The sequence below is a fragment of the Enterovibrio litoreus genome (genome assembly GCF_045679545.1).
Classification (GTDB): domain Bacteria; phylum Pseudomonadota; class Gammaproteobacteria; order Enterobacterales; family Vibrionaceae; genus Enterovibrio.
The window spans coordinates 2802517-2828924 of record NZ_CP166194.1 but is presented as its reverse complement, the minus strand read 5'-3'; the positions used below and the strand labels follow the sequence as shown (position 1 = coordinate 2828924).

At 48.4% G+C, this 26408-nt stretch carries 15 protein-coding genes, 3 tRNA genes and 3 rRNA genes; 14 read left to right on the top strand and 7 right to left on the bottom strand.

All coding sequences use genetic code 11. The features are described 5' to 3' along the window. Positions 1-399 precede the first annotated feature (399 nt). The 7 genes from AB8599_RS12495 to AB8599_RS12465 all read left to right on the top strand — a co-directional run bounded on the left by AB8599_RS12495 (position 400) and on the right by AB8599_RS12465 (position 6385). Positions 400-1944: ribosomal RNA gene (locus AB8599_RS12495) — 16S ribosomal RNA — on the top strand. A 90-nt stretch (positions 1945-2034) separates the two neighbouring features. Continuing rightward, positions 2035-2110: transfer RNA gene (locus AB8599_RS12490), tRNA-Glu, on the top strand. Position 2111: 1 nt separating this feature from the next. After that, positions 2112-2187 (top strand) — tRNA-Lys (locus AB8599_RS12485). A gap of 30 nt (positions 2188-2217) precedes the next feature. After that, positions 2218-2293: transfer RNA gene (locus AB8599_RS12480), tRNA-Val, on the top strand. A 420-nt stretch (positions 2294-2713) separates the two neighbouring features. After that, positions 2714-5606: ribosomal RNA gene (locus AB8599_RS12475) — 23S ribosomal RNA — on the top strand. Positions 5607-5728: 122 nt separating this feature from the next. Next, positions 5729-5844 (top strand): 5S ribosomal RNA (rrf, locus tag AB8599_RS12470). The 16S, 23S and 5S rRNA genes sit together here with 3 tRNA genes alongside, the layout of an rRNA operon. Positions 5845-6016: 172 nt before the next feature. Beyond that, positions 6017-6385 carry a DUF2799 domain-containing protein gene (locus AB8599_RS12465; RefSeq protein ID WP_407331239.1) on the top strand — a complete coding sequence of 123 codons (369 nt, stop codon included), beginning with the start codon at positions 6017-6019 and terminating at the stop codon, positions 6383-6385. A gap of 78 nt (positions 6386-6463) precedes the next feature. Here AB8599_RS12465 and dapD read toward each other — a convergent pair whose 3' ends face one another. Together dapD and AB8599_RS12455 are read right to left on the bottom strand one after the other, a co-directional pair. After that, positions 6464-7495 (bottom strand): 2,3,4,5-tetrahydropyridine-2,6-dicarboxylate N-succinyltransferase, encoded by a 1032-nt coding sequence (gene dapD, locus AB8599_RS12460; protein ID WP_407331238.1) that lies wholly within the window; start codon positions 7493-7495, stop codon positions 6464-6466. A gap of 226 nt (positions 7496-7721) precedes the next feature. Further along, complete coding sequence (locus AB8599_RS12455; RefSeq protein ID WP_407331237.1) at positions 7722-8018, bottom strand: YebG family protein; 297 nt, start codon at positions 8016-8018, stop codon at positions 7722-7724. 81 nt (positions 8019-8099) lie between these two features. On the opposite strand from AB8599_RS12455, the gene AB8599_RS12450 reads away from it, so the two are divergent. Beyond that, complete coding sequence (locus AB8599_RS12450) at positions 8100-8786, top strand: DNA-3-methyladenine glycosylase I (RefSeq protein ID WP_407333217.1); 687 nt, start codon at positions 8100-8102, stop codon at positions 8784-8786. Positions 8787-8794: 8 nt separating this feature from the next. Here the strand turns inward: AB8599_RS12450 and AB8599_RS12445 are convergent, their stop codons facing one another. Then, positions 8795-9703: a LysR substrate-binding domain-containing protein gene (locus AB8599_RS12445; RefSeq protein WP_407331236.1), complete on the bottom strand. Its 909-nt coding sequence runs from the start codon at positions 9701-9703 to the stop codon at positions 8795-8797. A 96-nt stretch (positions 9704-9799) separates the two neighbouring features. On the opposite strand from AB8599_RS12445, the gene AB8599_RS12440 reads away from it, so the two are divergent. Together AB8599_RS12440 and recC are read left to right on the top strand one after the other, a co-directional pair. Beyond that, the gene (locus AB8599_RS12440) at positions 9800-10768 is read left to right on the top strand and encodes a TDT family transporter (protein WP_407331235.1); all 969 of its coding nucleotides are present in this window, start codon (positions 9800-9802) and stop codon (positions 10766-10768) included. Positions 10769-10911: 143 nt separating this feature from the next. Continuing rightward, the gene (gene recC / locus AB8599_RS12435; protein WP_407331234.1) at positions 10912-14307 is read left to right on the top strand and encodes an exodeoxyribonuclease V subunit gamma; all 3396 of its coding nucleotides are present in this window, start codon (positions 10912-10914) and stop codon (positions 14305-14307) included. A gap of 76 nt (positions 14308-14383) precedes the next feature. On the opposite strand, the gene AB8599_RS12430 is transcribed toward recC, so the two are convergent. Next, entirely contained in the window at positions 14384-15997 is a 1614-nt protein-coding gene (locus tag AB8599_RS12430; RefSeq protein ID WP_407331233.1) for a methyl-accepting chemotaxis protein, read from the bottom strand. A 259-nt stretch (positions 15998-16256) separates the two neighbouring features. Between AB8599_RS12430 and recB the strand changes: the two genes are divergently transcribed. Both recB and recD read left to right on the top strand, forming a co-directional pair. Next, on the top strand, positions 16257-19817 hold the full coding sequence (gene recB, locus AB8599_RS12425; protein WP_407331232.1) for an exodeoxyribonuclease V subunit beta: 3561 nt from the start codon (positions 16257-16259) through the stop codon (positions 19815-19817). Beyond that, the gene (recD, locus tag AB8599_RS12420) at positions 19804-21801 is read left to right on the top strand and encodes an exodeoxyribonuclease V subunit alpha (RefSeq protein ID WP_407331231.1); all 1998 of its coding nucleotides are present in this window, start codon (positions 19804-19806) and stop codon (positions 21799-21801) included. Before recB ends, recD begins: the two co-directional genes overlap by 14 nt. On the opposite strand, the gene argA is transcribed toward recD, so the two are convergent. Further along, a complete protein-coding gene (gene argA / locus AB8599_RS12415) occupies positions 21767-23125 on the bottom strand; it encodes an amino-acid N-acetyltransferase (protein ID WP_407331229.1) in 1359 nt (452 codons plus the stop codon). The two genes, recD and argA, sit on opposite strands and share 35 nt — an antisense overlap. A gap of 176 nt (positions 23126-23301) precedes the next feature. Between argA and AB8599_RS12410 the strand changes: the two genes are divergently transcribed. Then, entirely contained in the window at positions 23302-23649 is a 348-nt protein-coding gene (locus AB8599_RS12410; protein ID WP_407331228.1) for a DUF2850 domain-containing protein, read from the top strand. Positions 23650-23732: 83 nt separating this feature from the next. Here the strand turns inward: AB8599_RS12410 and AB8599_RS12405 are convergent, their stop codons facing one another. Further along, a complete protein-coding gene (locus AB8599_RS12405; RefSeq protein ID WP_407331227.1) occupies positions 23733-23954 on the bottom strand; it encodes a hypothetical protein in 222 nt (73 codons plus the stop codon). Positions 23955-24181: 227 nt separating this feature from the next. On the opposite strand from AB8599_RS12405, the gene mltA reads away from it, so the two are divergent. Then, positions 24182-25285 (top strand): murein transglycosylase A, encoded by a 1104-nt coding sequence (mltA, locus tag AB8599_RS12400; protein ID WP_407331226.1) that lies wholly within the window; start codon positions 24182-24184, stop codon positions 25283-25285. A gap of 81 nt (positions 25286-25366) precedes the next feature. Here the strand turns inward: mltA and AB8599_RS12395 are convergent, their stop codons facing one another. Next, positions 25367-26335, bottom strand: a complete 969-nt coding sequence (locus tag AB8599_RS12395; RefSeq protein ID WP_407331225.1) for a TAXI family TRAP transporter solute-binding subunit — start codon at positions 26333-26335, stop codon at positions 25367-25369. Positions 26336-26408 lie beyond the last annotated feature (73 nt).

The following is a 26408-nucleotide window of genomic DNA, read 5'->3' as shown; positions in this document are numbered from 1 at the left end:
AGCCCAGTGCTTATCGCGGTTGAAGGGGGTCAACAAGACGTTTTGAAGGTTGCGAAAGCAACGTTGAAAAATCTCAAAATTTCTTCTTGACTTCATCGCCTGGCAGCGTAGAATTCGCAGCCCTGACGATGAGAAGACGCCTTCACGGAGTCGCTTCTACAGTCAACGTTCTTTAACAATTTGACCTATACAATCTGTGTGGGCACTCGTATTTGATAGACATAAGATTTATCAATGAACTGAGTGACCCAATCGAATTGGAAATCAGCCTTGAGCTGTTTTGATTTCACTTTTTCAAAAGTGGAAACCAATAAGAAACACAGTCAATGCAGATTTGCCTTAGGGCAAATAAGTAATTCAGTATTCATTGAGCGTCACTTTCGAGTGACAACAAAATTCTAATTGAAGAGTTTGATCATGGCTCAGATTGAACGCTGGCGGCAGGCCTAACACATGCAAGTCGAGCGGTAACATTTCAAAAGCTTGCTTTTGAAGATGACGAGCGGCGGACGGGTGAGTAATGGCTGGGAACCTGCCCTGACGTGGGGGATAACAGTTGGAAACGACTGCTAATACCGCATGATGTCTACGGACCAAAGAGGGGGATCTTCGGACCTCTCGCGTCGGGATGGGCCCAGTTGGGATTAGCTAGTTGGTGAGGTAATGGCTCACCAAGGCGACGATCCCTAGCTGGTTTGAGAGGATGATCAGCCACACTGGAACTGAGACACGGTCCAGACTCCTACGGGAGGCAGCAGTGGGGAATATTGCACAATGGGCGCAAGCCTGATGCAGCCATGCCGCGTGTGTGAAGAAGGCCTTCGGGTTGTAAAGCACTTTCAGCAGTGAGGAAGGTTAGTACGTTAATAGCGTATTAATTTGACGTTAGCTGCAGAAGAAGCACCGGCTAACTCCGTGCCAGCAGCCGCGGTAATACGGAGGGTGCGAGCGTTAATCGGAATTACTGGGCGTAAAGCGCATGCAGGCGGTTTGTTAAGCAAGATGTGAAAGCCCCGGGCTCAACCTGGGAACCGCATTTTGAACTGGCAGGCTAGAGTCTTGTAGAGGGGGGTAGAATTTCAGGTGTAGCGGTGAAATGCGTAGAGATCTGAAGGAATACCGGTGGCGAAGGCGGCCCCCTGGACAAAGACTGACGCTCAGATGCGAAAGCGTGGGGAGCAAACAGGATTAGATACCCTGGTAGTCCACGCTGTAAACGATGTCTACTTGGAGGTTGTGACCTAGAGTCGTGGCTTTCGGAGCTAACGCGTTAAGTAGACCGCCTGGGGAGTACGGTCGCAAGATTAAAACTCAAATGAATTGACGGGGGCCCGCACAAGCGGTGGAGCATGTGGTTTAATTCGATGCAACGCGAAGAACCTTACCTACTCTTGACATCCACAGAAGAGACCAGAGATGGACTTGTGCCTTCGGGAACTGTGAGACAGGTGCTGCATGGCTGTCGTCAGCTCGTGTTGTGAAATGTTGGGTTAAGTCCCGCAACGAGCGCAACCCTTATCCTTGTTTGCCAGCACGTCATGGTGGGAACTCCAGGGAGACTGCCGGTGATAAACCGGAGGAAGGTGGGGACGACGTCAAGTCATCATGGCCCTTACGAGTAGGGCTACACACGTGCTACAATGGCGTATACAGAGGGCAGCGAGGCCGCGAGGTGGAGCGAATCCCAGAAAGTACGTCGTAGTCCGGATCGGAGTCTGCAACTCGACTCCGTGAAGTCGGAATCGCTAGTAATCGTGGATCAGAATGCCACGGTGAATACGTTCCCGGGCCTTGTACACACCGCCCGTCACACCATGGGAGTGGGCTGCACCAGAAGTAGATAGCTTAACCTTCGGGAGGGCGTTTACCACGGTGTGGTTCATGACTGGGGTGAAGTCGTAACAAGGTAGCCCTAGGGGAACCTGGGGCTGGATCACCTCCTTAACGATACTATCGATGCAAGTGTCCACACAAATTGTATAGGTTAAAAAAGTAAAGAGTGGTTTGGCATCCCAAATGCCAAACAAGCAAAGTGTCCCATTCGTCTAGAGGCCTAGGACACCGCCCTTTCACGGCGGTAACAGGGGTTCGACTCCCCTATGGGACGCCACGGGTCGTTAGCTCAGTTGGTAGAGCAGTTGACTTTTAATCAATTGGTCGTAGGTTCGAATCCTACACGACCCACCATTCTCTCCATGAGGGAATTAAAACTATCGTGGGCGATTAGCTCAGTTGGGAGAGCACCTCCCTTACAAGGAGGGGGTCACTGGTTCGAGCCCGGTATCGCCCACCACTCTCTAAGAATTTTCTGCACGGAATCGCAGGCCCAATAAACAAGTTTTGTTATCGGGTGCGTATCTTTGCGTCGAAAATCATTAGAAAGTGGTTCCACTCTCTGTTTGAGAGAAGAAACACATGCTCTTTAAAAATCTGGAAAGCTGACTAGTAGATTTAATGCTTCTTTGAAAAAAGAGGGATTAAATTGAAATCTGTTTCTTATCTCTCTACCCGAGAGGTAACGAAACAAAAGTTCTCAAAACGTTAATTCTTCGGAATTAACACCAAACACATTCAAGTGTTCTTGGTTTCATTCTTCTCTTAGAGAGGGATGAACATATTTGAGTCCGGCGAAAAACCGTTCAACGTAAGTTGAGCATGTTCTTAGGAACAACCTTGGTTGTTTGCCATACATAAAGACCTCTTGGGGTTGTATGGTTAAGTGACTAAGCGTACACGGTGGATGCCTTGGCAGTCAGAGGCGATGAAGGACGTAGTAACTTGCGATAAGCGTAGATAAGGCAGTAACAGCCACTTGAGTCTACGATTTCCGAATGGGGAAACCCACGTGCATAAGCACGTATCATGCAGTGAATACATAGCTGTATGAGGCGAACTCGGGGAACTGAAACATCTAAGTACCCGAAGGAAAAGAAATCAATTGAGATTCCGGCAGTAGCGGCGAGCGACCCCGGATTAGCCCTTAAGCGGTTTAAGTGTTAGTGGAATACCCTGGAAAGGGTAGCGATACAGGGTGATAGCCCCGTACACGACAATGCTTTTATCGTGAAAACGAGTAGGACGGGACACGTGGTATCCTGTCTGAACATGGGGGGACCATCCTCCAAGGCTAAATACTCCTGACTGACCGATAGTGAACCAGTACCGTGAGGGAAAGGCGAAAAGAACCCCTGTGAGGGGAGTGAAATAGAACCTGAAACCGTGTACGTACAAGCAGTGGGAGCCTCTTCGTGGGGTGACTGCGTACCTTTTGTATAATGGGTCAGCGACTTACTTTTAGTAGCAAGGTTAACCGAATAGGGGAGCCGTAGGGAAACCGAGTCTTAACTGGGCGAATGAGTTGCTAGGAGTAGACCCGAAACCGAGTGATCTAGCCATGGGCAGGTTGAAGATTGAGTAACATCAATTGGAGGACCGAACCGACTAATGTTGAAAAATTAGCGGATGACTTGTGGCTAGGGGTGAAAGGCCAATCAAACTCGGAGATAGCTGGTTCTCCCCGAAAGCTATTTAGGTAGCGCCTCGGACGAATACTACTGGGGGTAGAGCACTGTTAAGGCTAGGGGGTCATCCCGACTTACCAACCCTTTGCAAACTCCGAATACCAGTAAGTACTATCCGGGAGACACACGGCGGGTGCTAACGTCCGTCGTGGAGAGGGAAACAACCCAGACCGCCAGCTAAGGTCCCAAAGTTATCGCTAAGTGGGAAACGATGTGGGAAGGCTCAGACAGCCAGGATGTTGGCTTAGAAGCAGCCATCATTTAAAGAAAGCGTAATAGCTCACTGGTCGAGTCGGCCTGCGCGGAAGATGTAACGGGGCTAAGCGATACACCGAAGCTGCGGCATCAACTCTTCGGAGTTGTTGGGTAGGGGAGCGTTCTGTAAGCCGTTGAAGGTGAACTGTAAGGTTTGCTGGAGGTATCAGAAGTGCGAATGCTGACATGAGTAACGATAAAGGGGGTGAAAAACCTCCTCGCCGGAAGACCAAGGGTTCCTGTCCAACGTTAATCGGGGCAGGGTAAGTCGACCCCTAAGGCGAGGCCGAAAGGCGTAGTCGATGGGAAACGGGTTAATATTCCCGTACTGCTTATAACTGCGATGGGGGGACGGAGAAGGCTAGGTGAGCTTGGCGACGGTTGTCCAAGTTCAAGTGCGTAGGTGGGTGTCTTAGGTAAATCCGGGACGCTGTTAACACTGAGACACGATGTCGAGTCACTACGGTGATGAAGTCATTGATGCCATGCTTCCGGGAAAAGCCTCTAAGCTTCAGGTTATAAGCAATCGTACCCCAAACCGACACAGGTGGTCGGGTAGAGAATACCAAGGCGCTTGAGAGAACTCGGGTGAAGGAACTAGGCAAAATGGTACCGTAACTTCGGGAGAAGGTACGCTGCCTCCGGTGAAGTCCCTTGCGGATGGAGCTAGAGGCAGTCGCAGATACCAGGTGGCTGCAACTGTTTATTAAAAACATAGCACTGTGCAAAATCGAAAGATGACGTATACGGTGTGACGCCTGCCCGGTGCCGGAAGGTTAATTGATGGGGTTATCTTCGGAGAAGCTCTTGATCGAAGCCCCGGTAAACGGCGGCCGTAACTATAACGGTCCTAAGGTAGCGAAATTCCTTGTCGGGTAAGTTCCGACCTGCACGAATGGCGTAATGATGGCCACGCTGTCTCCACCCGAGACTCAGTGAAATTGAAATCGCAGTGAAGATGCTGTGTACCCGCGGCTAGACGGAAAGACCCCGTGAACCTTTACTACAGCTTGGCACTGAACATTGACCCTACATGTGTAGGATAGGTGGGAGCCTTAGAAGCACGTACGCCAGTATGTGTGGAGGCAATCTTGAAATACCACCCTTGTATGCTTGATGTTCTAACGTTGGCCCCTAATCGGGGTTGCGGACAGTGCCTGGTGGGTAGTTTGACTGGGGCGGTCTCCTCCCAAAGAGTAACGGAGGAGCACGAAGGTGGGCTAATCACGGTCGGACATCGTGAGGTTAGTGCAATGGCATAAGCCCGCTTGACTGCGAGAATGACAATTCGAGCAGGTACGAAAGTAGGTCATAGTGATCCGGTGGTTCTGAATGGAAGGGCCATCGCTCAACGGATAAAAGGTACTCCGGGGATAACAGGCTGATACCGCCCAAGAGTTCATATCGACGGCGGTGTTTGGCACCTCGATGTCGGCTCATCACATCCTGGGGCTGAAGTCGGTCCCAAGGGTATGGCTGTTCGCCATTTAAAGTGGTACGCGAGCTGGGTTTAGAACGTCGTGAGACAGTTCGGTCCCTATCTGCCGTGGGCGTTGGATGATTGAGAGGGGCTGCTCCTAGTACGAGAGGACCGGAGTGGACGAACCTCTGGTGTTCGGGTTGTCACGCCAGTGGCATTGCCCGGTAGCTAAGTTCGGAATTGATAAGCGCTGAAAGCATCTAAGCGCGAAGCAAGCCTCGAGATGAGTCATCCCTGACACTATAAGTGTCCTAAAGGGTTGTTGGAGACTACGACGTAGATAGGTCAGGTGTGTAAGCGCTGCGAGGCGTTGAGCTAACTGATACTAATTGCCCGTGAGGCTTAACCATACAACACCCAAGGGGTTTTAGCGGACTCAGATAAGAACATTGAATGTGTATTGAGAGATAGGCTAGTCAGATTTTCTTCAGATTTTTGTTTTTCGCGCAAGCGGGGAATACAACAAAATTTGCTTGGCGACCATAGCATTATGGACCCACCTGATCCCATGCCGAACTCAGTAGTGAAACGTAATAGCGCCGATGGTAGTGTGGGGTCTCCCCATGTGAGAGTAGGACATCGCCAGGCTTCAAATTCGTTTTCATCTTTTTAAGATAAAGCTGAAGACAAAAAGTAAACGAAAAGGCCATCCGAAAGGATGGCCTTTTTGCGTTTCATCGGTGTCAGTATCCGCATAGCTGTTCAGCAAATGTTCATGAAGGTGTGTTACATTACCATTTTTGCGAAGGTGGGAGTGGTTATGAAAAAACTGATAGTACTTATTGCCATTATGTTTTTGAGTGGATGTGTCAGCACTTCTACGCTTGAGTATGCTGAAAATCAGGACTGGTCAGGGCTTGCCGACCGTGATGTATCTTTGCAGTTGCCTCAACGATCAGAAGAATCGCTTTCCAAGCTTGGTGCTACTGACTCTGACGCGAAAGAGTTATATGCATTGTCATATGAAGAATACAAAGGTGCTTTTTGTGACCCATCACGAGCCTTCAAAATGGGCTTTATGGGGGAGCGATATGATGGCTTTTGTGATGACCGTAATGATGGCTGGGTATTCACACAAAATTGGAATATCGGGCGAGGGTCATCTCAAATGGATCGTTTTCCCTTTTAACTAAGCTCTGCATGGAGCAAAGAAAAGGCTGACAAGAATGCCAGCCTTAGAATGCGTATCCATCAATATGAGATATGTTTAGTTATTCGCGTGAAGATCTGCATTCAACTCTACCGCAGACTTATTGGTAAGACATTCGATCTTGCCAGTTACAGAGTTGCGGCGGAATAACAAATCTGATTTTCCTGCTAGATCTCGTGCTTTCACTGTTTCGACTTCAGCGCCATTCGCATCTAGCATTGTTACTTTCGTTCCAGCCGTCACATACAGGCCTGACTCGATAGTGCAGCGATCACCAAGTGGGAAACCAAGACCAGCGTTTGCGCCGAGTAGGCTGTTTTCACCAATTGAGATAACCAATTGGCCACCGCCACTCAGCGTACCCATGATAGATGCACCACCACCAATATCACTGCCATTACCGACCATAACACCTGCAGAAATGCGGCCTTCAACCATGCTCACACCCTCAGTACCCGCATTGAAGTTAATGAAACCTTCATGCATCACCGTTGTGCCTTCGCCCACGTGTGCACCTAAGCGAACACGTGAAGTATCAGCAATACGAACACCAGCAGGGACAATGTAGTCCACCATTTTCGGGAATTTATCAACACAATCGACAGTTAAGGTTTTACCTGCCAAACGCGCTTCGATTTGACGCTCAGCCAGTTCAGGTAGATCGATCGGGCCTTGGTTGGTCCAAGCAATGTTGTGTAACAAACCGAAAATGCCATCAAGTACAATGCTGTGCGGCTTAGCAAGGCGCTGAGAAATCAACTGAAGCTTCAGGAAGCCTTCTGACACGCTGCTTGGTTTCTCATCTGAAGCGAGGATCACCAAGACCAATGGTTGATTAGATGATGCTGCTTTGCTAGCAAATGCTGCAGAGGCTTGTTCGTCAGCCGCTGTAAATGCTGCAGCGATAGCTTCACAACCACTTGCTTGTACGTCAAAAGCGCCATTGCCTTCTGTGTAAGAGACGATCTTAGCCAGCGCAGATACCAAAGCGTCAGATGGATTAAGGATTGGGGTTGGGAAAAATGCTTCAATGATTTTTCCATCTTTGTTTTTCGTCGCGGTGCCAAGTGCTAGAGCAAAACTTGCCATGATGAGGAGGTCTCCTTGTCTCTTTAAAGAACGCTGCATCAAGCAGAGAACGGTCATAGTTATGATTACTTGGGGGACATCTTAAAGTGAAGGGCGGCAAGATTGAAGGGGGAAGAATTAGAATCCTTCAGATAAATGCACTTAGGCGATATTTCACGACAAACAGAGCGAAATAGGTATGAGAGCAAAATAAAAAACGCCCCGTCATTCGGAGCGCTTTTATGGACTATGCAGCTTCGGCGTCGTCTTCTTGTGTTGCTTCAGCTTTCTTCTTTGCGGGCTTTGGTGTTGGCTTACGCTTAGCCCCCAGAGCGCACAAAACATCCTCGCGGTTTTGTGCAAGGAAAAGAGATAGCTCTTCGCGTTGTGCTTCATCTGCGGCAACGCCGCTTTTACCTAAAATTTCGAACAGCTCATCAGCCATGTCGAGCATCTTGTCGTACGCATCAGCTTCCGCTTTAGAGGTAAAAGTCATCTTCTCTTCTCCATTGCGCTCGACCACATATTTGACGATAACGGCCACGGTTAACCCCTCATTAATTGTCTACTGTCTGTTTATACAGTAGAGTAAATATAAGTGTCTAGTTTAACCGTGATTAGTGTGATGGCATTAGAAAAATTCTCAGAGATCTATTATCGCGCAGCGACAAGAAAAGGGAGCAATAGTGCCCTTGAGCAGCGTTTGTCTCATCCCAAGTCAGCCGACGAGCTAGCGAAGATAACGGAAGATCGCTGGTTGGCTACATTTAGCCAAAAGATTTTCCAATCTGGTATGAACTGGCAGGTAGTAAGAAATAAATGGGCTGGCTTTGAGGACGTATTCTGGGGATTTGATATTGAGAAAATGTGTTTAATACCGCCAGAAATGTGGGAGAAGAAAGCAACTGATCCCGCGATTATTCGGCATCTTGGTAAGGTGATGACCATTCCGCACAATGCGCAGATGATCCAAAGCGTCAGTCGACAGCACGGTAGCTTCTCCCAATTTATTTCCGATTGGCCAAGTACCGATATCATTGGGTTGTGGGCATATCTCAAAAAGCATGGTAGTCGTTTAGGGGGAAACACTGGGCCCTATGCACTGAGATTGATGGGGAAAGATACTTTTATTCTATCTGGTGATGTCGAAGCGTACCTGCGTGCACAGAACATTATTGATGGCGGGCGTGACACACGTAAATCGCTTCAAGCAACGCAGAGTGCATTTAATGCATGGCAAGAGGAAAGCGGTCGGCCACTTTGTCAAATTAGCCAAATTATTGCCTTCAGTGTTGGTGACAACAGCAATTAGTGCGGTGTCTAGTCTGAAATCTGCCAGTTTGCGCCGAAGCTGATAAACCGCTTGAGCAGCGGCGACAAGTGTTTGTCTTTGTGACGAGCGATCCAATACTGTCGTCTGAGATCCAGAGGGGCCTCTAGCAAATGTAGACGATTGTTAGAAACTGCGTGCCTCGCTGCGAGTTTAGATAGGTATGCAAGCCCTAGCCCAGCAGCAGCACAATTGATAATCGCTTCAGTGGTTCTTAGTTCGAAAGCGACAGTCCAATGCTCTAGACGGGGCGCCATGCGAGAAAGAAAGTGTTCGCGTGTCCCTGAGCCAATTTCACGTAGCACCCAATGGTGGTTCTCTAAATCAAACATGGTGAGGTTTTCTACGTTGGCCAAGGGATGGTCAACGGCACATGCTACGCACATTTCGTCGGACAACCACGGATCCATAATGAGCTCTGTGTTGCCAAGTAAGTGCTTATTTTCCCCTTGTCCTTCAATTAATCCAACGTCTAATTCAAACGCCATCAACCTATCGATGATCGCCTGACTATTCGAAATCATCAGTTCCTGATCGATATGATTGCTTTGGTTGCGAAAATCTCGCAAAAGAAAGGGCACTAGCTGATTGCCAATGGTATCACTTGCACCAATTCGCAAATGCCCACTTAGTTCGCCAGCAGCATCCAATACCTTTAAAATTTCATCGCTCCGTGTGAGCAATTCATCGGCGAGCGGCAACAAGCGTCGTCCATGATCGTTGATCAGTAAACGGTTATTTACCCGCTCAAAGAGATTGTGCCCAATTTGCTTTTCAAGCTCAGAAATAGCCATGCTGACAGCAGGTTTAGACAGATATAGTAAAGACGACGCCGCAGTAATGGTCTTTTCCTGTGCCACGGCAACAAACACTTGTAACTGGCGTAAAGAAACAGACATAAAGTTAAGCCTAATTGAAAGTGGGTTTAAATATATTCAGATATATTAAAACACAATGTCGTTCTATCATAATTTATATGTTTTTCTTCTAAAGACGTGATAAAGCCGATGCGTAGACATTTAAATCTTCTTCCTACTCCGATGGCTGGTTTGGCTTTGGCAATAGCAAGCCTTGGTTGGAGCTGGGAAAACGCAGGTAACTTTGATGGAGTGGCGCAAAATGTAGGTGCGATCATTGGTGGCACTATGCTGTTGCTCATCGCGTTTAAGTTTGTCTTGAGCCCGAAAAATCTTTGGGCCGATTTGCAGCATCCTGTGATTGGCAGTGTTGTACCCACTTTTGCTATGGGTGTGATGATTGTCTCGAGCGCACTGGGGAAATGGTCACCTTTGACAGGTGATACCCTGTGGTTAGTTGCAGTTGGTTTGCATCTTACGTTTCTTTGTTCGTTTGTGTACCACCGAGCAAAGAGCTTTTCATTGAGTCATATGGTACCGAGCTGGTTTGTTCCTCCGGTCGGTCTTGTTGTGGCGGATGTCGCCTTCTCTGGCAACCCCGCTTTGCGCCCAGTCGCCGATGCCATTTTGTTCTTTGGTTTGTTGTCTTACGCCATTTTGTTGCCGATGATGATCTACCGTTTGATTTTCTGTGGTGAAGTGCCAGATGGTGCAAAGCCCACTATCGCAATAATGGCTGCGCCGGCTAGCCTGTCGTTAGCGGGTTACCTGACTGTCAGCCAATCACCTTCGCCTGTGATTGTTGCAGTATTGCTCGGTATTGCATTGCTGATGACAGCGGTTATCTATGTGTCATTTGCTTATTTGATGCGATTACCATTTTCACCAGGTTTTGCAGCGTTTACCTTCCCAATGGTCATTGGCGCTACAGCGCTTTATAAAACAGCGACATGGATGCAATCGATCGGAGTAGCACCAGAGTACGTGAATCAAATATCAGTGATCGCATTTATCGAGTTGGTCGTGGCAACCGTGGTTGTCGGCTATGTTTCCTTGCACTACCGTCGATTTATTTCCCTGCAGTGGAAGCAACCAGTTACAGCATAAAACAATAATCCGTTATCAATATCTAAGCCTGCATATTTGCAGGCTTTTTTCTTACTTTCCGCTCAGGCTTAGCAGCCTGAAATTGCACTATTGAGAGCATTCCGCCACAATCTCTCCATTCGAGTTCTCAAGAGTTCTGCACTGTGTTTACTGTCTATCACTCTAACCAACTAGATCTGCTCAAAAGCTTGCTGGTTGCCATTGTTCAACAAAAACCGTTGGATAATCCTTTCCAGAAAGAAATCATTCTAGTGCAAAGCCCTGGTATGGCGCAGTGGCTGAAATTGGAGATGGCTAAAGAGCAGGGTATTGTCGCAAACGTCGAGTTTCCTTTGCCTGCTACTTTCATCTGGCAGATGTTTACCCACATTTTGGATGGTGTCCCGCAGCGCAGTTTTTTCAACAAAGAAGCGATGACGTGGAAGCTGATGAAAGTGCTGCCTTCGATGTTAGACCATCCGGATTTTGCAGAGCTCAAACGTTACCTCGACGACGATACCGATCAGCAGAAGCTTTACCAACTCGCCGGAAAAATCGCCGATATTTATGATCAGTATTTGGTGTATCGCCCCGAGTGGATCAAAGCTTGGGAGAACGAAAATGCGGTGCCCGAACTTGAACAAGAGAAAAGTTGGCAACCCCAGCTTTGGCGAGCGCTATATGACTATACGTTGCAGCAAGGGCAATCGCCGTTTCACCGAGCCAACCTTTACGAAGAATTTATTGATACGCTGTCATCACAATCTTCTAAACCCGAAGGGTTAGCGGGAATTGAGCGCGTTTTCGTCTTCGGTATTTCTGCTCTTCCACCCCGTTATCTGGATGCGTTAAAAGCGCTAGGCAAGCATGTTGATGTGCATTACATGTTTACCAACCCATGTCGCTATTACTGGGGCGATATCCGCGACAAGCGCTATTTGGCGAAGCGCGCTGCAGCGATGGAAAATCGTATTAGTCGCACAAATGTGGGTGATGAACCGGCACAATTTTCATTGGCGTTGGGTGGCGACGATGACACCGCTGAAGTGGGGAACAGTCTTTTAGCATCAATGGGTAAGCTCGGTCGAGATAACTTATTGTTGATTTCGGAACTGCAATGTCACGAAGTGGATCAGGGGTTTGTTGATATTCCGTGCCACAGCTTATTGCAGCAGATCCAAGCTGATATTCTCGATTTGATTGAGCCGGGCAATGTTCTAGAAACCTCAAGCAGTGAGAGCAAACAAGCGATTTCTCCAGATGATCGCTCAGTCTCGATAGAAGTCTGCCACAGCCCGATGCGAGAAGTGGAAGTCTTGCACGATCGCTTGCTGGATATGTTGGAGTCTGATCCCTCACTCACGCCTCGCGATATTGTGGTCATGGTGGCGGATATTAACGCCTACAGCCCAGCCATTCAGTCCGTGTTTGGTAATGCTCCCGGAGAGCGTTACATTCCTTTTTCTATCTCGGATCGCAGTGCTGATCAAGAAAGCCCAATCTTAACCACTTTCTTGCGATTGCTGAGCTTGCCGGATAGTCGTTGCAGCGCGGCAGAGCTATTGGAAATTCTTGAAGTGCCGTCCGTACTCCGCCGTTTTGGGTTTGATAACCGACAGTTTGAAAAGGTGAAGTTCTGGGTTGAAGAAGCCGGTATCCGCTGGGGATTGGATGACAACACAGCCGCTCATTTTTCGCTGCCCAATCAGCATCAAAACACGTGGCAGTTTGGACTCAACCGCATGCTTCTGGGCTATGCGATGCCAAGTGAAAAAGGCTTATATAACGACGTTCTGGCCTATGATGAAGTGCAGGGCTTGGAAGCGGATGTTGCAGGCAAACTGGGTGAGTTCTTCCGTGTATTGAATGCGGCACAAGCAGCCCTGACGCAAACCCAATCGGGGCATAATTGGGTGCAAACATTGACCGCTTTATTTGACGATATGTTTGCGCTTGATACTGATGAAGAACTGGCAGGTCGATTGATCCGTGACCAACTTGATAATTGGCTGACTCAGATTGATGATGCTGGCTTTATCGAGAGCTTATCGCTGGCTATCGTGCGTGATTACCTCAAGGAAAAATTGGGCGGCGAACGTGTAAGCCAGCGTTTTTTGGCGGGGCAGGTCAACTTTTGTACCTTGATGCCAATGCGTTCTATTCCTTTCAATGTCGTTTGCCTTCTTGGTATGAACGATGGTGATTACCCGCGAACCATCGCGCCTGTTGGGTTTGATCTCATGGCGGGTCGCACGCGAGCAGGGGATCGCTCTCGTCGTGATGATGACCGCTACCTGTTTCTTGAAGCACTTCAATCCGCGCAGCAGCGTTTATATATTAGCTACGTTGGTCGCTCTGTTCAGGATAACTCCGAGAAAGTGCCATCAGTGCTGATCAGCGAATTGCTCGAATATTGCCGCCAAGGATATTGTTTAAACGGTGATAACGAGCTCCCTGAGCATGAATCAGGAAAAAGACTCATCAGCAATTTGGTTCACCATAATCCGTTGGTGCCTTTTAGTCGCTTAGCGTTTGACGCCCAAAGACCAAGCTATGCCGCCGAATGGCTTCCTGCCGCAAAAGGGGAAGGGGAATTGGCAGCCCCATTTCTTGGCGAAAAGGCGCTTACCACGGACAAAGAGACAGACTCTGATATCGTTGAATTGGCCGAGTTGCAGCGTTTTTGGCGCTTGCCTGTTCAGTACTTTTTCAATCGCCGTTTGAAAGTCTTTTTTGAAGCGCCGGATGGTGCAATGGAAGATGTCGAACCCTTTGCACTGGACAATTTGCAGCGTTATCAACTGCGCGATGCCTTGCTCTCCCACATCATTGAATATGGTGACAGTGAAGAATCACGCCATTATTTCTTTCAACGACAAAAAGCCAGTGGTGCGTTGCCACTGAGTCACTTTGGTGAGTTGGCACTTGAAAGTGAGCAAGCGGGCATTCTCGCCATGTATGAAAGGCTGAAACCGTATTTTTTAGAACGCCGCCAACCGCTTGAAATCAATCTGTCGATACCCACATCGCGTGGAACCGTTTTATTGCAAGGCTGGCTAGATGAGCGCTATCGCGTCGGACGTGTTTTGTTCCGAAGCGGCAAAATTCGCGCGCGAGACAGATTGGCAGCATGGATAGATCATCTTTGCCAATGTGCTGCGGGGGATATGAGCGAAACGTATTTTATCGGCGTGGACGATGAGGTCATATTCACACCCATTGCAGCAAAAGAGGCCATTGATTACCTCGGTTTCTATTTGGAGCAGTATTACTTCGGCACCGAACAGCCAATCGCCTATTTGCCAAATACTGCGTTAGCAGGGCTATTAGCTTGTATCGATAAAAATGGCCAATGGTCAGACGATGACATGGCACGAGAGAAAGCCAAGGTTAAGATGCGCGCCGCATTTGACAGTGGCTATATGACAACAGGTGAGGGCGATAATGCCTATGTCATGCGCGTATGGCCTCAGGCCAGTGATTCGTTGTTGGATGACGTGTTGATGTGGGCGCAAAAAGTTCTGTTACCAGCGCTGAACGCAGAAAAAAAAGAAGACTAACTTCAGGGTAGTTAGTCTTCTCTTCAAGCACCACAGTGGCCTGTTCTGTACGTAGGTAGATTTAGCCGAAGGCAAGTTAGGCTGTGATATTGAACTTCGCGAGTTGGCCTCTGCCAGTATCACTCAGTGATTTGACCTTACCGCTAAGTGTTAAGGTTTCCTCGCTGGCCTCGCGATTGGTATGTGAAATATCGCTAACACTCACTACGCTACGCGCAACTTCCAGTGACGCACTGGCTTGTTGCGAGGTAGAAGTGGCAACGGCAGTGTTTAGCTGTTCCAGATCGTTGATAAGGTCAGACAGTGACACTAATTGCGACTGTGCTTGACGCGCTTGCTCCAAACTCTGCGCCGTCTTATCGGTACCAATGCTCATGATCTTTGCTGCTATTTGAGCGCGTTCTTGCAGTTTCTCAATGATCGCGTTGATTTGAGTGGTTGATTCTTTCGTCGAGTGGGCGAGTTTTCTCACTTCATCCGCAACCACCGCAAACCCTCGACCAGCGCTGCCTGCTCGGGCTGCTTCAATTGCGGCATTCAAAGCCAGCAAATTGGTTTGCTCTGAAATGTCGTTGATCACTGTGACTACATCGCTGATTTGGTCGCTCGATGCGGCAAGCTCGCGAATGTTACGCTCTGCATCAATCACATCGCGGTTAACCTCTTCGAACTTGTTGAGAGAGACAGTGAGTGCTTTCTCAGCTTCACCAACAAGAACTCGTGAATGACGCGTACTGTCTTGTGCCGTCAATGTACTGGCCTCTACCTCTTTGATAGCAGAAGACATCTCTTCCATGGCGCTTGCAACCAAATCCAACTCCTGACTTTGATTTCGGATTCCGTCAGTTGAGCGAGTCGCCAGTTGCGCCATCGTTTTGCTGTCGCAATCAAGCTGTTGAAGTGTGGTCTCTACGTTCGAGAGCAGGGTTTGAATCTGCTGGCAGGCACCGTTTAGATTTTGGGCCATCTCACCTAATTCATCACCACCATTCACTTCAGCTCTTGCAGTGAGATCGCCTTTGGCGACATTGCTTAGCGCACGCTGAATATCACGGATTGCATTTACCAGCATTCGAGAAAGCAACGTAGCTAGAACAATCAACACTACGGTAAAGGACAAAGCGAGCAAAGCCGACTTACTGGCTTCCCTCCAAACAAGTGCTTCGAGGTCATCGATATAGATGCCTGTGCCAATCAGCAAGCCCCATGGTGCATGGCGTTTAACAGCGCTGACTTTTTCAATCGCGGTATTGCTGCCAGGTTTGGCGAACCAATAGCTGCTAAATCCGCCATCTGCAGGTTGTGCTGCTTGTCGCATATCGTGTAGCACGGCAGAACGGTTGCTGTCGCGGAAGGTATTGAAATCACGTCCAATCCAGCTTTTAGCGCCAGCTAACATGGTGCCATTATTATCAACAACGAAATAATAGCCATCAGCACCAAATTGCAAAGGCTGTAGCTCTGCCATGGCGCGGCTTAACCCGTTTTCAGAAGGATCTTCTTGATAATTGTTGTCGATGATTTGCCAAGCGATATCAATGGTCTGCTTCAGATTATTTTTTCTCTCTTGGAGTAAATCTTGATGCAGATTTCGAACTTGAAATGCGGTGAGTAGAGTGATGCTAATCACTGAAATACAGACAATAAGTAGTAACTTATGTTTTACGGAAAGGTTCGCAACAAATTTCATACTAGAGATACTCAGCTTTTTAGTGTGCTGTAACAACTTTGAAACAAGAAGATTCGCCTAATTTGAATGGTGTATCAATAGCTATTCATACGCTGAAACAAGTAATATTGTGAATCTAATCGCATACATATTTTTCTTCGCGTTTGATGTCTAAGTTTTAAAGCGTGAACTGTCAATAAACTCTGCATTGGCATTTCAATTACTTTCCGTCCCAGACTTGATAAAATCCAGCCATTCCTCTCAAGTGAGTCGACACTGCATGGCAACCCAACCTCTTCATCCCATGACTTTTCCGCTTTCAGGTCAGCGATTGATCGAAGCCTCTGCGGGGACGGGTAAAACTTTTACCATCGCGGGCTTATATCTGCGCTTATTGTTAGGGCATGGCAATGAGTTATCGGCACATGAAGTGCCGCTAACGGTCGACAAAATTCTGGTGGTGACGTTCACAGAAGCCGCAACGCAGGAACTAAGAGATCGCATACGCGCTCGTATTCACGAAGCGAGATTAGCGTTCAGCCGAGGTGAAAGTGGCGACCCCGTGATTCAGCCATTGCTTGATGAGGTGAGCGATCACAAACACGCTGAGCAGTTACTGCTGCAAGCCGAGCGCCAGATGGATGAAGCCGCGATATATACAATTCATGGCTTTTGTCAGCGAATGCTGACGCAAAACGCGTTTGAATCCGGCAGTTTGTTCAGCAACGAATTCATTACTGATGAATCCGCACTGCGAGAGCGAGCCGTTTCCGACTTCTGGCGCCGACAGTTTTACCCGCTGCCAAAATCGTTGGCGGGGGTAGTACGAAGCTATTGGGCGTCGCCGCTTTCATTACTAAGTGATGTTGGTGTGTATCTGTCTGGGCCATTAGTGAGTATTCAAGCGCCAGATATGCCGGACGATCTGGAGCAATTACACAAAGAAAATCTTGGGCGAATTAGCGATGTGAAATCGAAGTGGTGCGCCGCTGCGCCTGACTTGGAAGCGTTAATTTCGTCATCAGGCGTTGATAAACGCAGCTACAGCAAACGATCGCTGCCTAATTGGTTAGAAGAGGTGGGTATCTGGGCGCAAGCATCGACCACTGATTACGATCTGCCTGCTAATCTTCCGCGTTTTTCAGCGTCTACCTTGAGCGAAAAAACCAAGAAAGGGGAGGTGCCAACGCACTCTGTTTTTGATGCGATTGATGCCTTACTAGCCTCTCCGCCGACACTCAAAGATGCGCTAACAGCTCATGCTATTCGAGAAGTACGAATTCTTCTCGCGCAGGAAAAGCGCCGCTTTGGCTGGTTATCGTTTGATGATTTACTCTCTCAGTTGTCAGAAGCACTGAGTCAAGACAGTGAGCGTGTGCTTGCAGAGCGGATCCGCACCTTATTTCCTGTCGCCATGATTGATGAATTTCAAGACACCGATCCCCAGCAGTACCAGATCTTCAGTGACATTTATGCTGATGCTCCACAGTGTGGTTTGTTTATGATTGGCGACCCGAAACAGGCGATCTATGCCTTTCGAGGCGCTGATATTTTTACTTATATCCATGCACGTCGGCAGATCATCGAACACTACAACCTTGGCACTAACTGGCGCTCAACTGCCGACATGGTCGCCGCAGTTAACCGCGTTTTCTCCTATGCAGAAGCGCCGTTTATCTACGAGGATGATATACCGTTCACATCCGTCGATCATGCTCCCGGCGCAGAAGGCAAGCATTGGCAATATGATGGCGCACAGCAAGCCGCACTAACCTTTTGGTTGCCGGATGAGCGTGAATTGGTCAGCAAGAATGATTACGAATCCACCATGGCCATTGCCACCGCGACCAGTATTCGAGAGATACTTACCGCAGGCAATGCTGAACGCGCGCATTTTTGTAAAGGTGAGAATCGAAAAGCCATCCAAGCCGGTGACATTGCGATTCTCGTGAGGACAGGTAGCGAGGCGGCGAAAGTGAAGAAAGCGCTCGCGAGACAGGGCATTGCCTCAGTCTATTTGTCCAATCGTAACAGTGTGTTTTCTAGTGCCTTAGCGACCGATCTGCAACGGCTTCTGGCTGGGGTGATATCACCCGACAATGAGCGTGCACTTCGCGCGGCGCTCGCCAGTGGCTTATTTGCGTTAACCGCAGAAGAGCTCGATGCCTTGAACCATGATGAAAAATCGTGGGAGCGCGCCGTTATTGAGTTTTCCACGTATCAGTCCGTGTGGTTTTCACGCGGCATTTTGCCCATGTTACGTCAGGTGATGCAGCGACGTAGTATCGCGGAGCGTTTGTTGCTTGAAGATGAAGGTGAGCGTGCACTGACCGATTTATTGCACCTTGGTGAGCTTCTGCAGCAAGCAAGCCAAACCCTAGATAGCCACCATGCGCTGATCCGTTGGCTTGCCGATCATATCGACAACCCCAATGGCAACAGCGAAGAGCAACAAGTGCGTTTGGAATCTGAACGTGATTTGGTTCAAATCGTCACCATCCATAAATCTAAAGGCTTGGAATACGATTTGGTGTATTTGCCATTCGCGTGCAATTTCAGATCGTCAGACAGACCCTTCTTCCACGACGATCACAATACGCCGACCTTGGCACTGTCCAACCCAGAGCCTGCGATCGAACAAGCAGATAAAGAGCGTCTTGCTGAGGATCTGCGTTTGATTTACGTTGCGTTAACCCGTGCTGTTTATGGTTGCTTCATTGGCCTCGCACCTTTGAAAGATGGACGTAAATCAACGGGAGATACTGGGCTGCACAAATCCGCGTTGGGGTATTTGATTCAAAAAGGCGAAGCGGGAGATGCTGATGCGCTTCACACTGCGGTGGACGCGCTAATCAAAGGCCAACCTCAATTCACCGTTACCTCGCCGCCAAACGATGCCAGTGGAAAGCTCGCGTCACTTGATGAGGTCAGTCAGGCCATTACCGCAAGGAAATTCAAAGGGACGATAAGACGCGACTGGCGCTTAACCAGTTACTCCGGTTTGGTGAAACAAGGACATAGCTCTGCGTTACCCGACCTGCCTGCTTTTGATATTGATGCTGCCGATGAGCAAAATGATGTGCAGGATCCTATTGAACAATTTGCCTCGATATTCCAATTCCCACGAGGCGCTCGCCCCGGTACGTTTTTGCATACCTTGTTTGAGAATGTCGATTTCGGGGAAGACATGTACAGCGAAGAAGTCGCGGAGATGATCCGACATGCGCTTGCGCTGGAAAACTACGACGAAGCTTGGGTGCCTGTTTTACAGCGTTTATTGACTGATGTGGTCTCGCAGTCACTGGGCGAGCAAGGGCTTACATTGTCGCAAATTGACGCGCCAGCACGATTGACCGAAATGGAGTTCGTGATGCCCGTTGAACGTCTTCAATGTGGTCAAGTCAATCGTCTGATTAAAGCCCATGACCCGCTTTCTGCGGAGGCTTCTGAGCTTGGGTTTGATACGGCAAGTGGCATGCTAAAGGGTTTTATCGACTTGGTGTTTTGTTGGCAGGGACGGTATTACGTACTCGATTGGAAATCGAATTACCTGGGTGATACGCCCGGAGATTACACCGAAGCGGCACTGAGTCAGGCAATGGTTGATCATAGGTATGACTTTCAGTATCAGATTTATTCGTTGGCATTACATCGATTCTTACGTCAGCGTATCCCTGATTACGACTTTGAACACCATTTTGGCGGCGTTTACTACTTATTTGTGCGTGGCATTGAAGCCGATACGCGTCATGGCATTTTTTACACCAAACCGTCTTATTCTCTGATTGACGGATTGGACATGCTTTTTACCGATGGAGAGCGCGCTGATGGCGATGAGTGAGATGCTTCAGATGCTTTATAAGCGTGGTGTTATTCGGGCGATCGATCGTCAATTTGCGCTGTTCATTGCTGATCAGCTCAATGACACCAATGCCCAACTTGTCGGCTGGGCGGCTTTGGTCAGTTTCGAGCTGGGCAAAGGCAATGTGTGCATCGACCTTTCGGCTATCGATCCAACAAGGTTGTTTGACTTGCCGGCCGCGGATTCAGCAGGCGTCGCCGCGCAGCTTGACCCCGAGCATGCGTTAACATTCATCGCCAAAAGTCCGGTTGTAGGCAAAGGCGACATACCTACGCCGCTGGTGCTCGATGGCTCTAGACTTTATCTGCATCGGTACTGGTTAGCAGAGCAACGCGTGGTGGCGGAGATCAGCAAGCGCGTTAAGACGATTGAGTTACCTGGCGAGACACGTCAGCTTCTTGATAATTTGTTTGTGCCAGATATTGGCTATTTGAAAGCACAGTTTGCACAGTGGCCTGACGCTGAACAGCCGCAAAAGCTGGTGGATTTCTTCGATGTCGTTGATCCAAATAGCATTGATATCCAAGCTCTGATTGCGCTTATTTCATCGGGTGCCAACCATGATGCCATATTGGCGGCAGTGCCAGATTCGACTCGACTAAACTGGCAGAAAGTCGCCGCGGCAGTGGCATTAAGTTATCGCTTCACAGTGATTTCTGGTGGCCCTGGCACAGGTAAAACAACCACGGTGGCTAAATTGCTCGCCGCGTTGGTTAGCAGCAGTGATAAAGCATCAAGGCTGGATATCAAGCTGGTGGCACCAACCGGAAAAGCGGCAAACCGACTCACCGAGTCCATTGGTAAAGCGGTTGCTGCGCTGCCAGTGGATGCGCGTATTAGAGAAAGCATTCCCGTACAAGCATCAACGATTCACCGTCTGTTAGGGGCAATACCGAATCGCGTTGAGTTTCGTCATCACGAGGGCAATCGACTGCACCTTGATGTGCTAGTGGTCGATGAAGCTTCGATGGTCGATTTGCCGCTGATGGCGCGCTTACTCTCTGCATTACCCGATCATGCTCGGGTCATCTTGCTTGGCGATCGTGACCAACTTTCCTCAGTTGAAGCCGGTGCAGTATTGGGTGATATCTGTGATGGCGCGGATGCAGGGTACAGCCCATTGCGTGCAAATCAATTATCAGCCCTTACTGGCTTTGAGTTGCAAGGGTATGCGAATGTCCCAGCTGTGTCTGATGGTGTTTGTCTGCTGAAGAAAAGCTATCGCTTTCATGCGCGATCGGGGGTCGGTCAGCTCGCTAACGCCATAAATGCTGGTGAGCCAAAGCAATTAGAAAGGGTGCTGATGCAGGGGTTCGCGGATATCGCACTGCATGATTTAGATGGTGATGTTTACGGGCATGCGATCTCGCAAGCGGTAGAAGGGTATCGCGCATACTTAAGTGCGCTATTGGCGGGGGAAGATCACCGCCAGATACTGCGCTTGTTTTCCGATGTGCGCTTATTGTGTGCGTTGGCGGATGGACCTTTTGGTGTGAAAGGTCTAAACCATGCTGTTGAGAAAGCCTTGTCTGCGCAACGCTTGATCGCTCCCGGAGAAGAAGCCTTCTATCCAGGCCGACCGGTTATGGTGATTCAGAATGACCATGGTTTGGGTATTTATAATGGTGATATAGGTATCGTGGTCAAGCAAGATGATGGCTTGCGCGTGGTATTTGAAATGTCGGATGGTACAGTGAAAGCGTTCTTGCCAAGCCGATTGCCAGAACACCAGACTGCGTATGCGATGACGATTCACAAATCTCAAGGTTCGGAGTTTAGTCATACTCTACTTGTGTTGCCACCCACGCCGACACCTGTGATGACGCGTGAACTGGTTTATACCGGTGTTACTCGAGCTAAATCGAGGTTAGATGTTTACGCAACTCGCGCCAGTTTGGCGCGAGCGGTAAGGAGGAAAACCCAACGCTTTAGCGGGCTGGCAGACGCATTACGTGCCGGTTAAGGTCAAGCGTTAATACCTTAGAGCGGCGCTGAAGGTTGTAAAGCTGCTGCTTGGCGTCAGGCAGCGCACTCACATCGGCTTCGGAAAAACCATGCTCACGGAACCAGTGAATACTGCGAGTCGTCAGCACGAATATGGTTTTTAACCCATATTGTAAGGCTTGTTGTTTGATGTATTGCAATAAGCGAGTGCCACGCTCGCTATCTCGATACTCGGGCTGTACGGCGACACAAGCCATTTCCGCACTCAAAGACTCAGGGTATGGATACAGTGCCGCACAACCTATAATGTGATCATCGCGTTCAATCACGGTAAAGCGAGGTATTTCTTGCTCAAGTTGCTCTCGTGAGCGACGTACTAATATACCTTGCTCTTCCAAGGGGCGAATGAGATCTAAAATACCGCCAATGTCATTAATGGTCGCCTGACGAATTTGTTCCGCGCTTTCAGTGACAATCTGTGTGCCAATCCCTTCAATCGAAAACAATTCTTGGATAAGCGACCCATCGACTTTGTAGCTAAGAAGATGACTTCTTGGCACGCCAGAGCGACAAGCAGCGACCGCACCGCGCAAGAAGCGAACAGTGCCAGATTGAATGTCTCCGGCTTGCTCTCGTTGACGGAGAATTTCTTCAACCTGATGCGGGAAAAGCTCAGACAGAACATTTCCACTCGGGCCAATGACCCCTTGCAGAGAACAGAAGCCAATTAGCTTGTCTGCTTTGAGGCGAATGGCGAGCTGAGTGGCAATTTCCTCTGAAGTGAGATTAAAGCACTCTCCGGTCACAGAGCTGGCGACGGGGCCCAGTAAGACGATCGCATTCTGATCGAGTTGGCGGTGGATGCCTTCAATGTCGATCCGGCGGATCCGGCCGCTATGGCAATAATCAATACCTTCATCAACGCCCAAAGGTTGTGCAATGACGAAGTTGCCACTGACGACATTGATCTGTGCACCGGCCATCGGGGTGTTGTTTAGACTCATCGAAAGGCGTGCGGTGATGTCCAGTTGCAATTGGCCTGCAGCTTGTTTCACCACTTCAAGTGCTGCAGAGTCAGTGACTCTCACGCCATTGTGATACGGGGTTTCTAGCCCTTGCTTTTCTAAATGTTGGCTAATTTGAGGTCGCGCACCATAAACCAGCACGAGGCGGAGGCCTAAACTATTGAGAAGCGCAATATCATTGACGATATTGCCAAAGTTGCTATCCGCGATCGCTTCACCGCCCAGCATAATGACGATGGTTTTATTGTGGTGTGCATTGACATACGGCGCGGACTGCCTAAATCCTTTTACCAGTGCTGTACTGCGTAGTTTCAACACCTTACTCCATTTTTGTGATTTTATATGCTGCAATATTGACTAAATATTCCATGTTTGGCAAGGGGAGTGATATACCTTCAAACTATTGATGCCCGTCTTTATCGGCAGTTCGAGAGTTTTTATAATAAAATGGTTAATAAACAAATCCTTTTCCTCTCGCTGGTGAGATCTTATTTGTGGGTATTGTTGGGCAATCTATCTCGCTCTTTGTTCTCCTGATTGGTGGAGTTGTCGGCTTTTTGGTCGCTAATGACGTACCTATTTTCGCTGAAGCTGATCAAACCGTGATTTATGGCGAGTGGGTTGAGCAAGGTGTGGCGCCTTATGCTGCGGACAAATTTGAAGTACGTAAAGACGGGATCTATATGAAAGGAGCGCGTGCAACGAGCCATTTCGAGTTCACGGGCAGTAAGTTGATTTACACCGTCGGTAACCATACGTATCTGTATGTGGTGGAGGATGACAAGACATTACAAAGAGAAAAGCCGTATCACTACAGTACTCCTTTCGCAAAAGTACGCTGACAATGCTATACCCAAACAACCTCAAGATCCTTGTTCAGGGAGAAATTGTTTGGGTAAATAGCGTGTTTTAGATTCAAAATATATCAAGAAGTTGCAGGCAACACGCGCAGCAAGTCAGTGACGGGTGTTAACCCCAAAGCAACGCGTCGGATCCGATCCGCAACATCATCCGTTCCACCAAGGCAGCGACGAATACTGGTATTAATCATTTCTGTGCTGCTGCCATCACTGGCGAGTGTGCGAATCCACTGATACTCAATCGAATCAATATCCAATAGCGTTTTTCGGCCTATTTTTAAATCCATCTCGTACTCCCTCACGAAACCAATGTTTAGTTTTTAAGACATTTTCATTACGAATGATTAAAACCAATGTTGATGACAGTAATGTGACAAAATGTTTCAGTATGAATAGCATTGGATATGGATCGCATTATATATATCAATAAACGTAAGGGTTTTAAGGGTTTCATTTGCAGAATATACGTGCTTCTGTCACCCTCTTTTTATTGTTTTACCTATCAGGATTAACCGTGAATCGCGCACTCTGTGTTGTTGGCATTTCTATACTTTTGGCCGCATGTGCTCGCCCTACCGATCGTGGGCAGCAATATATTGATGGACGCTTTGATGAAGTTCTTAATCCCATTGAGTTGATTGCATCAGATAAGCCAAAAGATTACAGCTTGTTTCCCGCTCAACTGGAAAAAGTAGAATCCCTTTCTCCGTCGTTGTCTAAACCCAACCAGCCGCTTTATGACAGTGTTAAAACGTGGCTGAATGAAGGTGGCGAACCGACGGCATTAGCTGATTATGGTATTCAGCTTGAACAAATGGGCGGTGGTGATGGTTACGGCAATGTGATGTTTACGGGCTACTTCTCGCCTGTGATTGAAATGCGCCATCAGCCAGATGCCTTATTCCGTTATCCTGTTTACGCTATGCCTGCGTGCAGCGAGAAGTGTCCAACGCGCGAAGAAATCTACAATGGCGCTCTCGATGGTTTGGGGCTTGAGCTAGGCTACAGTGCATCACTGATTGATAATTTCATCATGGAAGTGCAAGGCAGTGGCTTTATCCATTTTGGCGATACCGATCAACTAGAGTATTTTGCCTACAGTGGGAAAAATGGCCATCCCTATGTCAGCATCGGTAAAGTGCTTATTGAGCGAGGGGAAGTATCGCGAGAAAAGATGTCGCTGAAAGCTATCAAAGATTGGGTTGAAGCCAACGATGAAGCAAGAGTGACTGAATTACTGAATCAAAACCCTTCGTATGTATTTTTCTTGCCAAGAGCGGCTGACCCCGTTTCTGGTACTGCGGGGATTCCTTTGCTAGCGGGCGCATCTGTCGCTGCTGACCGAGAATATTTGCAAATGGGAAGTGTATTGCTGGCCGAAGTGCCTCAGCTTGATGAAGCAGGAAATTGGAATGGTCAGCATGTGTTGAAACTTCTGATGGCACTGGATACGGGTGGGGCGGTGAAGAAAAATCATCTCGATCTATATCATGGTACGGGCGAAGATGCGGGCATTAAAGCTGGGCATCACAAGCACTTTGGTCGGGTCTGGAAACTGACCAAGCCATTGCCGCCTGAGGCTGATTCTGCAAAACCAGCTTTGCTTGAAACGCCATAAGGTTATTGCGTAACAAACATAAAAAAGCGGGAGTCACTAGACTCCCGCTTTTGGTTTCAACCATTGTTCAGCAGACCAATATTACTTAATTAGGCCAGCTTCTTTATAGTATTTAGCCGCACCTGGGTGCAGAGGTGCAGACAGACCGTCAGCAACCATTTCTTCTTTCTTCAGGTTGGCGAAAGCAGGGTGCAGACGACGGAAATCGTCAAAATTCTCAAACACTGCTTTGGTTACTTGGTAGATAACGTCTTCTGGTACTTCACTAGAAGAAACGAAGGTTGCACCTACACCAAAGGTTGCTGTATCAGCATCGTTACCACGGTACATGCCGCCAGGGATAGTTGCTGAACGGTAGTAATCGTTATCGCTAACCAGTTTCTGAGCCGCTGTATTGTTTACTTCCACAATCACGCTATCACATGCGGTGGTTGCTTCTTGGATAGCACCACTTGGGTGACCTACGGTGTAAACCATCGCGTCGATTTTGTTATCACAAAGTGCTTTAGATTGCTCGGCAGCTTTCAACTCGGAAACTTGTTTAAAGTCATCCATTGTCCAACCCATTTCGGTCATCAGTACTTCAATCGTACCGCGTTGACCTGAGCCTGGGTTACCGATGTTTACACGTTTGCCTTTCAGATCGTCAAACGTTTTGATGCCTGAATCTGCGCGCGCAACAACAGTGAACGGTTCTGGGTGAACAGAGAATACCGCGCGTAGGTTTTTGTAAGGACCTTGCTCTTCAAACTTGCTGGTACCATTGTATGCGTGGTACTGCCAATCTGACTGGGCGATACCCATGTCCAGCTCGCCTGCACGGATGGTGTTTATGTTGTAGATTGAGCCACCTGTTGATTCAACCGAACAACGGATACCGTGCTCTTTTTTCGTTTTGTTAACCAGACGACAAATTGCACCACCAGTTGGGTAGTACACACCAGTGACACCACCAGTACCAATAGTTACAAACTGGTTAGCCTGTGCAGGCACGGCGGTTAAAGCAGCTGCAAAGCTCATTGCGGCCAGTGTTGGTTTTAACGCTTTCATGCTTTATTTTCCTTGTCTACGATGTGATTACTAACGCGGTGCGAGTCCGCTTGTTATAAAACTGTAATCTCTA